This is a genomic window from Mesorhizobium sp. RCAM 05104, assembly GCF_059683645.1.
In genome coordinates, this window is sequence record NZ_CM185033.1 from 1571708 (window position 1) to 1584643 (window position 12936).

At 65.1% G+C, this 12936-nt stretch carries 11 protein-coding genes; 8 read left to right on the top strand and 3 right to left on the bottom strand.

Annotated elements, in window-relative coordinates:
• Positions 1 to 5 precede the first annotated feature (5 nt).
• The 3 genes from AC56QP_RS08030 to AC56QP_RS08040 are packed head-to-tail and all read right to left on the bottom strand — an operon-like array spanning position 6 to position 3673.
• The gene (locus AC56QP_RS08030; protein WP_489860193.1) at positions 6 to 1316 is read right to left on the bottom strand and encodes an aspartate aminotransferase family protein; all 1311 of its coding nucleotides are present in this window, start codon (positions 1314 to 1316) and stop codon (positions 6 to 8) included.
• Positions 1317 to 2375: a phosphotransferase gene (locus tag AC56QP_RS08035; RefSeq protein ID WP_489860192.1), complete on the bottom strand. Its 1059-nt coding sequence runs from the start codon at positions 2373 to 2375 to the stop codon at positions 1317 to 1319.
• The gene (locus AC56QP_RS08040; RefSeq protein ID WP_489860191.1) at positions 2372 to 3673 is read right to left on the bottom strand and encodes an ArgE/DapE family deacylase; all 1302 of its coding nucleotides are present in this window, start codon (positions 3671 to 3673) and stop codon (positions 2372 to 2374) included. The genes AC56QP_RS08035 and AC56QP_RS08040 overlap by 4 nt, the downstream gene beginning before the upstream one ends.
• A 177-nt stretch (positions 3674 to 3850) precedes the next feature.
• Between AC56QP_RS08040 and AC56QP_RS08045 the strand changes: the two genes are divergently transcribed.
• The 8 genes from AC56QP_RS08045 (at position 3851) to AC56QP_RS08080 (ending at position 12912) form a co-directional block, all read left to right on the top strand.
• A complete protein-coding gene (locus AC56QP_RS08045; protein ID WP_489860190.1) occupies positions 3851 to 4498 on the top strand; it encodes a GNAT family N-acetyltransferase in 648 nt (215 codons plus the stop codon).
• Entirely contained in the window at positions 4495 to 7206 is a 2712-nt protein-coding gene (locus AC56QP_RS08050) for a winged helix-turn-helix domain-containing protein (protein WP_489860189.1), read from the top strand. The genes AC56QP_RS08045 and AC56QP_RS08050 overlap by 4 nt, the downstream gene beginning before the upstream one ends.
• Positions 7207 to 7289: 83 nt before the next feature.
• Positions 7290 to 8411 carry a class II histone deacetylase gene (locus AC56QP_RS08055; RefSeq protein WP_489860188.1) on the top strand — a complete coding sequence of 374 codons (1122 nt, stop codon included), beginning with the start codon at positions 7290 to 7292 and terminating at the stop codon, positions 8409 to 8411.
• 4 nt (positions 8412 to 8415) lie between these two features.
• Positions 8416 to 9273, top strand: a complete 858-nt coding sequence (gene urtB / locus AC56QP_RS08060; RefSeq protein ID WP_489860187.1) for an urea ABC transporter permease subunit UrtB — start codon at positions 8416 to 8418, stop codon at positions 9271 to 9273.
• On the top strand, positions 9270 to 10256 hold the full coding sequence (locus tag AC56QP_RS08065; RefSeq protein WP_489860186.1) for a branched-chain amino acid ABC transporter permease: 987 nt from the start codon (positions 9270 to 9272) through the stop codon (positions 10254 to 10256). Before urtB ends, AC56QP_RS08065 begins: the two co-directional genes overlap by 4 nt.
• Positions 10253 to 10957 (top strand): ATP-binding cassette domain-containing protein, encoded by a 705-nt coding sequence (locus AC56QP_RS08070; protein ID WP_489860185.1) that lies wholly within the window; start codon positions 10253 to 10255, stop codon positions 10955 to 10957. The genes AC56QP_RS08065 and AC56QP_RS08070 overlap by 4 nt, the downstream gene beginning before the upstream one ends.
• Before the next feature lie 2 nt (positions 10958 to 10959).
• Positions 10960 to 11661, top strand: coding sequence for an ABC transporter ATP-binding protein (locus AC56QP_RS08075; protein WP_489860184.1), 702 nt, complete (start codon positions 10960 to 10962; stop codon positions 11659 to 11661).
• Between the two features lie 81 nt (positions 11662 to 11742).
• Entirely contained in the window at positions 11743 to 12912 is a 1170-nt protein-coding gene (locus AC56QP_RS08080; RefSeq protein ID WP_489860183.1) for a substrate-binding protein, read from the top strand.
• Positions 12913 to 12936: the final 24 nt, after the last annotated feature.

The following is a 12936-nucleotide window of genomic DNA, read 5'->3' on the forward strand; positions in this document are numbered from 1 at the left end:
TCCGATCACCATTGCGACAGTGCGCGATCGAGCGTCTCGGCCAGTTGCTCGGCATTGTCCCTGGCAAACGGCAGAGGCGGCCTGATCTTGAGGACATTGCCGCGCGGACCGCAGGATGAGATCAGCACGCCATCCTCGCGCATGGCTTCGACAACCGCTGACGTCTTGGCCGCGGCCACTGAGGCGTCGCCCTCGGCCGTCAACTCGACGCCGAAATAGAGGCCATTGTGCCTGACATCGGCGACCATGCCGTGCCGGCTCTGCAGGGCGCTCAACAGGTCAGCCGTGTAGGCGCCGACCATGCGAGCATTCTCGATCAGCCCCTCGCCTTCGATCACGTCGAGAACGGCGATGCCGACGGCGGCCGCGACAGGATTGCCGCCGAAGGTGTTGAAGTAGCCAGTGTTGGAACCGAAGGAGGCAACCAGTTGCGGCCGCACGAGCACCGCTCCCATCGGATGCCCGGCGCCGATCGGCTTGCCCAGCGTGACGATATCGGGCTCGATGCCATAATTGGCGAAGCCCCACATGCCCTGGCCGAGCCGTCCGAAGCCGGACTGCACCTCGTCGGCGATGACGATGCCGCCGGCGTTTTTGACGTGATCCGCCGCCTCGCGCATCACCTGGGCGTCGGGAAAGAAGATGCCGTCGCTGGAAAAGGCCGAGTCGAGAAGCATTGCTGCCGGACGGATATTCTGCGCACGCATGCTGTCGATCGCGGCGGCGACATTTTTGGCAAAATCGCGCGCGGTTCGGCCATGGTCGCGAAACGTGTCGGGCGCGGCGACAGTGCGGTGGTGCGCGGGCACACCCTTTGCCCCGACCGCCGCCGGCGACAGCTGCGCGGTGGCGATCGTCGCACCGTGATAGGCGAAGTCGGTGATGATCACCCCGGTGCCGCCGCTGGAATACTGGGCGATGCGGATGGCGAGGTCATTGGCCTCGCTGCCGGTACAGGTGAACATGGCATGTCCGAGATGGGGCGGACAGGTGCCGAGGAGCTTTTCCGCATAGTCGAGGATGATCTCGCTCAGATAGCGGGTGTGCGTGTTGAGCGTGGCGGCCTGCCCCGACAGGGCCTCGACGACGCGCGGATGGCAGTGCCCGACCGAGGCGACATTGTTGTAGGCATCGAGGAATTTCCGGCCCTGCGCATCGTAGAGCCAGACGCCGCTGCCGCGCACCAGATGTATGGGGTTGCGGTAGAAGGCGCGATAGGTCGGGCCAAGCAGTCTGGCGCGACGCTCGAGCAGCGCGCGCTGGGATGCCGTCGCGTCGGCATTTGCAGGGTTTGGCGAGGACTGGGACACGAGCATCTACTCCGGATTGGAATGGTCGAGGAAATAATGGCGGGCATCGGTGGACGACAGACCGTCCAGCCGTTCGAGCGAGGCCCAGACTTCCGCGCCGTGGCGCAGGACATAGTCTCGTTTGGCTGGAAATCGCTCCGCCTGCCAGGTGGCGATGTTCACGATGAGTGCAAGGCGGGCGCGGATCAGATTGAAAAGAATGCCGATCTCTTCGACCTCGAGCGGCTGCACCGATTGATAGCCGGCGACGAAGCGCGCGGCCGGTGCCAGTGGATGGCCTTCCGCCGGCCAGCGATAGACGGCGCCTATGGCGAGGTCACAGATCAGCGGCGAATGGATCATATCGCCGAAATCGAGGATGCCGCTCACGACTTCCGGCCGCGAAGCGTCCATCACCACATTGTAGGAGTTCATGTCGTTGTGGACGATCTGGGCGCGCAGTTTCGGGATTACCGGTGCCGCATGCTCCTCGAAGGCGTCGATGGCACGTTCGACCATGGCGCGCCGGCCAGCGTCAGTGATATGCGCCATCATCGGCCGCGTCTTGGCGACTTTGCGGATATCCCAGAGCAGATCGCTGCCGGCGGCCGGATGGAAGAAGCCGCGCAACGCCCGACCGAGGCGGGCGAGGAAGATGCCGAGATTGCGATCCTGCGCCGCTGATGCCGGCGAGCGCGAAAGCAACTGGCCGGGCAGATAGGTGACCAGCCGGATGATACGCGGCGCCGACCCACCGACGCTGACCGCGAATTGGGCTTCGCCCTGAAGGCTTTTGCGTACCGAGGGAACCGGCAGAGTGGGGTCGACCGCCAGGATATGGTCGAGCGCCTTGTTCTGGAAATCGGTGAAGCCGGGCTCTTCCGCCGGATGGGAGATTTTCAGGACGAACTCGCTCTCGCCGTCTGTCTGGATGTGAAAATTGTGGTCGCGTTCACCAGGCAATGGGCGCGCGGTGCCGGTGAGCCCGTAGTGCTGGCGCAAGATGGCGAGTGCGTCGGCTGTCGAAACGTGCGGCGCGCCTTCGGCAAGCGTGTCGCCGAAAGCATCGGGTACGGCCGCGTTCATGATTTTGCCTCGGGAGCGATTGGTTCGAGGCCGCACCAGTCGGCAATGAACAGCGCGATGGTCTGGGTGACCTTGCGCACCGAATCCAGATCGACGGCTTCGTCATAGCCATGCGGCATGCGGCAGATCGGGCCGTAGACGATCGCCGGCGTGTCGGCATAAAGGCCGAAGAAACGCGCATCGGTCGTCGCCGAGGTGACGTGTTCCGTCAGCGGCTCGCCCCAGACCGCGACATGGCTGCGGCGCAGCACGGCTTCCATCTCGTCGGCCCCTTCCAGCACATAGCCCTCGGCCATGAAGCCGTTATAGATGATCCTGGGCGGGCGATTGGCCAGGAACGGATCGGCGCGCGCCGCATCGGCGATGCACGCCTCGAGCTCGGCCCTGGCGTCTTCCAGCTTCTGGCCGGGATAGGTGGCGACGCGCATCTCGAACACACAGCGCGCAGGCACGCTCGATGTCCACTCGCCGCCTTCGATCTTGCCGAGGTTGAAGCGGATCGGATGCGGATGATCGCAAAAATGCGGGTCATCGACCTTGCGCGCGTTCCAGACGGTTTCGAGCTGCTTCAGCGCCTGGATGATGACGAATGCCTTTTCGATGGCATTGGCGCCGGCCGAGAAAGCGCCCGACGCGTGCTGCGGATCGCCATCGACCTCGACCCTGAACCAGATCGGCCCGACCTGCGCCCGCATCAGCCTCGGCTCTAGCGGTTCCGGGATGAAGGCGGCGTCGGCGCGGTAGCCGCGCTGCAGGCAAGCGAGCGCGCCATTGCCGGTGCACTCTTCCTCGACCACCGATTGCAGGAACACGTTAGCGGCCGGCTGATAGCCGAGGCGGCGCAATGCGGTCAGGGCATAGAGACAGGCCGACAGGCCGGCCTTCATGTCGCCGGCGCCGCGGCCATGCATCCAGCCATCCTCGATCGCCGGATCGTAGGGATCACGCACCCAGCGGTCGAGCGGTCCCGTCGGCACCACGTCGACATGGCCGTTGAGGATCAGCGAGCGGCCGGTCGTGTTTCGCGGCGTGTGAGTGGCAACGACGTTGAAGGCATCGTCATAGGAAACCGCCACGGGTGAAAAACCCGGCAGGTCGCGAATTGCGTCGACATCGACACGCCACATATCGACCGCATAGCCATCCGCTTCATAGGCAGCCGCCATGAAGGATTGCGCGGCGTGTTCCTCGCCACGCTGGGAGGGAAAGCGCACGAGGTCCGCCAGGAACACGACTTGCCGCGCGAAGCCGTCATCGACCGCGCGCAAAATGGCTTCGTCGGTAATTCGCTCAGGCATGATATTCCGCTTTCCCGTGAATGGTGTATCATATCTCATATGCCATTTCCTGGAAAGCCAAAGAGACAGGTCAGACCAAAACGATGGCCCAACCAGGGAACCTCTTGGCAGGCGGGCGCAGACTTGGCATCAGCTTAACGCATGCCAGCGAAATTGCGTGGCAGAGATCGAGGACAGATGCTGGTCACCGAAGGCGCATTGCCGGATGAAATCACCGATCTGTCGTCCGGCTACCGGCGCGTGCCGGCCGGCAAGATCGTCAATGCGGTGACCTGGATGGAAGCGCGCGCCCCGGTGCCGGGTCTCGCCCAGCCGCTGGCCATGACCCGGATCACCAAGCCCGACCGCACTTCGTACCGTGCGATCTTCCTCGAGATCGGCGCTCCCTGGCTGTGGGACCGCGCTGCAGAAATGTCGGATGCCGAAGTTGCCGCGCACTTCGCCGACCCCCGCCAGCATGTCTATTACGGCCATGATGATAGCGGCGACCATGTCGGCATGGTCGAATTCTCCGTGGCGGACGACAATGAGATCGAGATCACCTATTTCGGCCTGTTCCCGTCCTTGCCCGGCAGGGGCCTTGGCAAGCGGCTGATGGCCGGCGCGCTTGATCAGGCATGGCGCCTCAGCCCTCGCCGCATCTGGCTGCACACCAGTAGCATCGATCATCACAGCGTCATCGGTTTCTACCGGGCTTGCGGGTTTGAACCCTATGCGGCCGGTTTCGAAATCACCGACGACCCCCGGATCAAGGGAACCCTGCCGCGCGATGCGGCCCCGCAAATCCCGTTGATCGAAACGGAATGGGTGCCCGGCGCCAGATGAAACCGTCTTCGCAACCCGACAGCCAGGCATCGCCCCATCATCGCCGGTGGGTAAGGCGCGAAAACATCCTGTCGAGGCTGGAGCGGCACTTCAACACGCGCATCGTGCTGTTCGCGGCGCCCGCCGGCTTCGGCAAGTCGACGACGATGGCGCAGTGGGCGGCGGAAATCGCGCGCCACGGACGGTTGACCGCATGGCTGTCCTGCGAAGCGACGGACAATGACGAAGGTGCCTTCCTGTCGCATCTGGTGGGGGCGCTGCGCCACCTCGTCCAGAACCCGGCCGAGCTCGACCTTGCCTTCCAGTCGAGCCCGATCCCGCAGCTCGACGTGGTGCTGGCAGCACTGGTCGCGGGTTTTGCGGCGCGCGACGCCGACATCACCCTGTTCTTCGACGACTTCCACGCCATCGAAGCGCCGGTGGTGAAGCGGTTTATGGAGCGGCTGACCCGGCAGGCGCCCGCCAACGTCGCCTTCGTCATCGGTTCGCGCAACCTGCCCGACCTGCAGCTCGGCAAGCTCAGGGTGCTTGGCGATGTTTTCGAAATCGGCCCGGACGATCTGCGCTTCGCCTCGTCAGAAGCCGAAGCCTTCTTCAACGACAAATTGGGCCTGCGCGTCAGCAGCGGCACGGTGGAGACCTTGTGCTCACGGACCGAAGGCTGGGCCGCTGGCCTGCAACTCGCCTCGCTGTCGCTCAGTGCCGCACATGCGCCGGAAACCGTTATCGGCAATTTCACCGGCGCCAACCGCAACGTCGCCGATTTCCTGATGGGCGAAGTCTTCCTCGGGCTGCCGCCGGCGCTGGCGAAATTCCTGCTGCACAGTTCCATCTTCGAGCGCTTCAGCGCCGAGGCCTGCCGGGCGGTGATGCGCGCTGCAGACGCCGAGGCTGATATCACCGAGATCGAGACCCGCAATCTGTTCCTGGTGCCGCTCGACGAGGAGCGGCGCTGGTTCCGCTATCATCATCTGTTCCACGACTTCCTCAGCCGCGAACTGGAACGGCGCGAACCGGAGATGATCGCACCGCTGCATCTGGCCGCCGCCGAGTGGTTCGGCGAACGCAAGATGCTGACCGAGGCGATCGGACATGCGCTCGCCGCCGGCGACCAGGCCCGCGCGGCGGTGTTCGTCGAGAACAATGCGCTCGAACTCATCGCCCAGTGCCAACTGCTTTATGTGCGCCAGTTGCTGGCACTGCTGCCGAAGAAACTGGTCGACCAGCGCATCCGGCTGCAACTCGTCGTGTTGTGGCTGGCGGTGCACTCAAGCCAGCCCGAGATTGCCCTGCAGACGCTCGCCAATGCGCGCAAGCTCGTCGAGACCGGGCCGGCCGACGGCAAGGATCCGGGCACATTGACCGGCACGACGATCGAGGCCGAGATCGTGGTCCTCGAAGCCGCTGTGCACAGCACGCTGGAGCAGTTCGAGGCCGCGCGCGATACCGCGCTGGCCGCCCTGCGCATCATCGCCCCCGATGCCTGGTTCATGGAGGGTGCGACCGCCAATGTCATCGGCTACAATCTCTACGCGCTGGGCGACCTCGAAGGCGCACGCGCGGCAGCGGACGCGGCGCGCAAGGCGCATGAGCGAAGCGGCAGCCTGCTCGGCGTCACCATCGCCAATTGCTACATGGCAGTCATCGAGCGATCGGCCGGCCGCCTGCCCGCCGCCGAGCGGCTGCTGCGCAACACCATCATCGAGGCCAGGACGCGGATCGGGGCAAACTCCTATGCCGAGGCGCTCGCCGGAACGCTGCTCGCCGAACTCGCCTACGAGACCAACGCATCCGGCGAGGCGCTGACGCTGGTCGAGAATCTCGGGCCGCTGATCGAGGGCGCCGCGGTCATCGTCTATCCCCTGGCCAGCGTACCGACCTATGCCCGTGTGCTGCAGCTGACCGGTCGCGGCGACGCGGCATTGGATATGCTGGAACGCGTCTACCAGCGTGTGCGCGGCTCCGTCTACCGTCGCCTCGCTTCGGTGCTGGTGCATGATCGCATCCGGCTGCTCATCGACCAGAACCGCGTCGCCGAGGCGCGCGCCCTGCTGAGCGAGCACCGCCGCGAAAGCGCTGAAGCCGCCCCCACTGTCGCCAACGAATTCGAGTTCTTCGCCGAAGGCCGGCTGTTGACGGCGGAGAAATCCTACGCGGCCGCCGCGGCGCTTTTCGACACGCTGCTGGAGCGAACCAAAAGCAGCGGGCGCATGCGCCGCCACATACTGGCGCTGATCCTACGCGCCAAGAATGCCGGCCCGGACCAGCGCGAGGCCGATCGCCATCTCCTTGAAGCGCTGCGCCTTGCCCAGCCTTCAGGTTTCATCCGCTCCTTCGTCGATGAGGGCAGGCCTGTTGTCGAAGGGCTGATGCGGCTGCGCGCCGCTCAGGCAAAGACCGACCCCGCCCTTTCGGCCTATGCGACGCGCATCATCGATGCCGCGCAGACGATGCCTGTCGCGACACGCAAGCCCGCCGCACCAGCCGAGAAGGAACAGCTGACCCAGCGCGAGTCCGAGCTGCTGCTCTGCCTGTCGGAAGGCCTGTCCAACAGGGATATCGCGATGGCGCTGTCGGTGAGCGAGACGACGGTGAAATGGCATTTGAAGAACATTTTCGGCAAGCTCTCGGTATCGAACCGCGTCCAGGCCGTGCGCGCCGCGCAGGCCGCCGCGAACCTCCGTCCCCCTCCGAAAGGAGGGGCATAGGCATCTGGCACACCCCCTCTTTCGGGTCGGGCCATGAGATCGTTACCCTGCTAGCCTCCTCTGGATTTCAGAGGACGCTGCTTATGGCGACAGGTTACGTTTTTCACGAACAGCTGATGTGGCATGACACCGGCTCCAGCGCCGACATGATGCCTCCCGGCCGTTTCGTGGAACCCGGCCGGCATCTGGAATCGCCCGGCTCGAAGCGCCGGTTGAACAACCTTATCCAGGTCAGCGGCCTGTCGCGCCACCTGGTGCCGATTATCCCCGAGCCGGTCTCGGTCGAAGACCTGCTGCGCGTGCACACGCAACGCCACATCGACGATATCAGGATGCTCAGCGAGCGGGGTTCCGGTTTCGCCGGACCGCAGGCGCCGATCGGCCTCAACAGTTTCGACATCGCCCTGCTGTCGGCCGGCACCACCTATGCCGCCATGCGCGCCGTGCTGACCGGCCGCGTCGACAACGCCTACGCGCTGGCGCGGCCGCCCGGGCACCATGCCGAACCCGACCAGGCGTTGGGCAACTGCCTTTTCTCCAACATCGGCGTCTCCGTGCGCCGGCTGCAGCACGAAGGCCTGCTTGGCCGCGCCGCGATAGTCGACTGGGACGTGCATCACGGCAACGGCACCGAGACGATCTTCTATTCCGACCCGTCGGTGCTGACGATTTCCGTGCACCAGGACAATCTCTACCCGACCGGCCGCGGCGCACTGGCCGACAACGGCAAGGACGCCGGCGCGGGCTACAACATCAACATCCCGCTGCCGGCCGGCAGCGGTACTGGCGCCTATGAATCGACCTTCGACCGCGTCGTCGCCCCTGCACTGCGCGCCTTCAAGCCCGATCTCGTCATCGTCGCCTCCGGCTTCGATGCGTCGGGCTTCGATCCGCTCGGCCGCATGATGCTGAACAGCGAGTGCTTCCGGCGCCTCGCCGCGCGCATGGTGGCGCTGGCCGCCGAGACGTCGCAGGGACGCCTGATGATGACCCATGAAGGCGGCTACTCCGAGGGCTATGTGCCGTTCTGCGGCCATGCCGTCATCGAGACGCTGGCCAATCATCGCACCGAGGTGGTCGACCCGCTGTCGGACCATATCGACGAATGGGCCGGGCAGGATCTGCAGCCGCATCAGGCTGATGTGATCGACGCGGCCGAAGCCTTGCTCGCCGGCCTGCGCCAACGCCTTGCCAGCGCGGCCTGACGCGATGGATTTTGTCGTCACCACGCTCCTCAACGCACTGACGCTGATCAGCATCCTGATGCTGGTCGGGCTCGGGCTGGCGATCAGCTTCGGCCTGATGAACGTGACCAATCTGGCGCATGGCGAGTTCGTCACCGTCGGCGCCTTCGCGGTCTATTTCGTCCAGAGCATGGGCGGCTCGTTCTGGCTGGGCCTCGCCGCGGCGCCCATCGCCGGCGCGGCGGTCGGCTGCATCCTGGAATTCGCCATCATCCGGCATCTCTATTCGCGGCCGGTGTCGACGGTGCTCGCCACCTGGGGCGTCAGCCTGATCCTGCAGCAAGGGCTGGAACTGACCTTCGGTCTCGGCGCCAAGCCGGTGACGCCGCCGATCGAAGGCACGTTCGATCTCTTCTTCACCGTCTATCCTGCCTATCGGCTGATCCTGATTGCTATCGCCATGGTGACCTTGCTCGGCGTCGTCCTGCTGATCAGCCGGACATCGTTCGGCCTCGATATCCGCACCGTCATCCAGAACCGCGAGATGGCCGAGGGCGTCGGCATCAACACGCGGCGCACCTACGCCATCGCCTTCACTTTCGGCGCGGCCATCGCCGGGCTTGCTGGCGGGCTGGTCGCGCCGCTTGCGATCGTGCTGCCGCAGATGGGGGTGAACTATCTCGCCAACGCCTTCTTCGTCGTCATCGTCGGCGGTGTCGGCTCGATCGGCGGCCTGGTCGCCGGCAGCGTCTTCGTCGGTGGGCTGACCAGCGTCCTCAACTACCAGATATCGCCATCGCTGGCGCAAGCGATCGTGCTGCTCGCGGCCATCGTCGCCGTGCGGCTGCGGCCCAACGGACTGTTCAACGGGGCAGCGCGATGATCGCCCGGGACCGCAACTGGCTGCTGATCTTCGCCGTCTGCGCAGCGCTCGCCATCGTCTATCCTTTTCTCGCTGACGGTTATCAGCTGACGGTGATCCGCGACGCGCTGATCTTCGGCCTGTTCGCGGCGAGCCTCGACTTCTTCTGGGGCCGCACCGGCATTCTCTGCTTCGGCCACGCCGCCTTCTTCGGCATCGGCGGCTACATCATGGCCCTGGTCACGCTCAACGACGCCATCCCCTTCGGCAGCCTGCTCGGCATCATGGGCGCGGTGAGTGGTGCTGCCTTCGTCGCCGCCATCATCGGCTACTTCCTGTTCTTCGGCGGTATCCGCGGCAGCTATTTCACCATCGTCACGCTGGCCATGGGCGTCATCTGCCAGCAGGCGGCGGTGTCCTGGAGCTCGGTCACCGGCGGCGATAGCGGCCTGATCGGCATCCCGCCGATCGAATTCGATCTTGGCGGTCTGCACATCGATCTCAGCCAGGACCTGCCCTCCTATCTCTTCGTCGCGACCATCGTCGCCGTGGTCGTGCTGGCTCTGTGGTCGATCAGCCGTGGCCGCTGGGGCACGGTGCTGACCGCGATCCAGGACAATGAGGTCCGGGCGGCCGCGCTTGGCCACAATGCACCCTTGCGGCTGCTCGTCACCTTCGTCCTCTCGGCAGCCATCGCCGGGCTCGCCGGCGCGCTTTATGTCTGCATGGCGGGTCTGGTGGCGCCCGACCTTTCCGGGCTGCTGTTGTCGACGGAGGTCATCGTCTGGGTGGCTGTCGGCGGGCGCGGCACTCTGCTTGGTCCTGTTCTCGGCGCGATTTTCATCCAGCGCGCGCAGCAGACGATCAGCAGCTTCAATCCGAGCCTGTGGCCACTCCTGCTCGGCTGCGTCTTCGTCGTCATCGTCTTTGTCTTGCCAGATGGCATCCTGTCGATCTACGCGCGGCTGAAGGCCCTGTTCAGTGGCCGGAGGCGCGCGTCATGAGTGACGTCCTTCTGCAGGCCGAGAATGTCGGCATCCGCTTTGGCGGGCTGCAGGCGCTTGAGGCGTTGAACCTCACGGTGCGCGACAAGGAACTTTGCTGCATCATCGGGCCGAACGGCGCCGGCAAGAGCACGTTCCTCAACGTGCTGACCGGCACGCTTCGCCCAACCAGCGGTAGCGTGCGGTTTCTCGGCCACGACATTGCCGGCCTGCCGCTGCACCGCATCGCCCGGCTCGGCATCGCCCGCAAGTTCCAGATCCCGTCGGTCTTCCCCAGCCTGTCGGTGGAGGACAATCTGAAGGTCGCGCGGTGGGGTGTCCCCTCACCGGCTCGCCCTGTCGATGAGTTGCTGGAGCTGGTCGCGCTCGGCAATCGCGCCGCCACGCTGGCCGGCGAACTCGCGCATGGCCAGAAGCAATGGCTGGAGATCGGCATGGCGCTGGCGATCGAGCCAAAGCTGCTGCTGCTCGATGAGCCGACCGCCGGCATGACGCCGCAGGAGACGTTGGCGACAGCCGAGATGCTGCTGCGGCTCAAGGGCGAGTTTTCGATCGTCGCCGTCGAACACGACATTCGCTTCGTGCGGGCGCTGAACTGCGAGACGCTGGTGCTGCATCAGGGGCGCCGGCTGCGCAGCGGTCCTTTCCACGACATCGAGACCGACGAGATGGTCCGCGACGTCTATCTGGGGAGGCGCTGACCATGCTGCGGACACTTGCCGTCTCGGCCGGCTACGGCCTGCTCCCGGTGCTCAACGGCATCGACCTCAGCGTCGCGCCGGGCGAAGTCGTCGGCCTGCTCGGCCGCAACGGCGCCGGCAAGACGACGCTGCTGCGCGTCATCGCTGGCGCCTTGCGGGCGAGCGGCGGCGCGGTGGTTCTCGGCGACCAGGATCTTACCAATGCTCCCGCCTTTCGCCGGGCGCGAGCCGGAATCGCGCATGTGCCGCAAGGGCGCGGCATCTTCAACCAGCTGACCGTGCGGCAGAACCTCGAAGTCGGCACCCGCGCAGCGAGGGACCGTGGCGCCGGCGGCATTCCAGACGACATCTTCGGCTATTTTCCGATCTTGCGCGAACGCGAAACGCAGGTCGCCGGGACGCTCTCCGGTGGCCAGCAGCAGATGCTGGCCATCGGCCGCGCACTGTGCGGCCTGCCGTCGGCACTGCTGCTCGACGAGCCCTCGGAAGGCATCCAGCCGAACATCGTGCAGTCGATCGCCGAATTGGTGCCGCGCATCGCCCGCGAGCGCGGCATCGCGATCGTTCTCGTCGAACAGAATCTCGATCTCGTTCTCAAGGCGGCGGATCGCTGCCTGGTGATGGAGAAGGGCAGGATCGTGCATGCAGGCGCGCCGGAGGCGTTCGCCGACGAGACCCTGCTCAAGGATTTGTTGGCTTTGTAAGGCGTGCCTGAAGCGCGCCTGGGACTTGCTGGCTTTGTAAGGCGTGCATGGGGCGCGCCTGGACTGGAAGGGAACACAACAATGATAAGCAGAAGAACGATCCTTAAATCCGGCGGCGCTGCGGCCGCCTTCGCCATGGTCGGCGCGCCGGCAATCCTGCGCGCCGCCGACACCGTCAAGGTCGGCCTGTCGATCCCGATCACCGGGCTGCAGGCGATCCTCGGCGAGACGCTGCTCAATTGCTACAAGCTGGCCGCCGCCGAGCTCAACGCCGCCAACGGCATTGGCGGCCGCCAGGTCGAGTTGTTCATCGAAGACAACCAGACCACGACCAAGGGCTCGATCGACAAGGCGCGCAAGCTGCTCAACGAAGACAAGGTCGACGTGATCATGGGCACGATCATTTCGCCGGAGCGCAGTGCGACGCTATCGGTGACCTCGAAGGCCAAGAAGCTGTTCTTCTACCCGACCAATTTCGAGGGCGGCGAATGCAACCGCTACTTCGTCGCCACCGGCCCGATCCCGATGCAGCAGGTCGACCCGATGATGCCATGGGTGGCCGAAAACCTCGGCAAGACGATCTACGTCATGGCTTCGGACTATGCCTGGCCGCAGAAGATGACCGAGGCGATCACCGCGGCCTATGAGAAGGCTGGCGGCAAGATCATCGGCGCCGACTATTATCCGTTCGGCACCACGGATTTCGGCCCCGCCTTCCAGAAGATCAAGTCGCTGAAGCCCGATGTCGTCTGGTCGATGGTGGTCGGCAACGACGCCGTCACCCAGCTCAAGCAGTATCGCTCCTTTGACATCAAGCAGCCGCTGATCGCGCCGCTCGACGAGGTCTTCAACAAGGACGCGCTGCCGCCCGGCGTGGCGGCCGGCACCTACGCGCCGCAGCCCTACTGGATGGCGCTCGACAATCCGGTCAACAAGAAGTTCATCGCGAGCTTCCGCGAAAAGTTCGGCCAGGAGAAGATGGTGAACGGCATCGGCGAAGCCGGCTACAACGGCCTGCATCTCTACGCGCTGGCCGCCGAGAAGGCCGGATCACTGAAGGACGACGATGTGCTGGCCGCATTGCCGACGATCGAGTTCGACGCGCCGCAAGGCAAGATCCGCGTCGACGCGACCAACAACCACACGCTCTGCCACTCCTATGTCGGCAAGGCGGCGGCGGATGGCATCGGCTACGAGATCGTCAAGGGTTTCGGCACCATCGCGCCGGTAACGCCCTACTGCAAGGTGTAGGAGTTTCGGCTGCGTCTCCAGGCA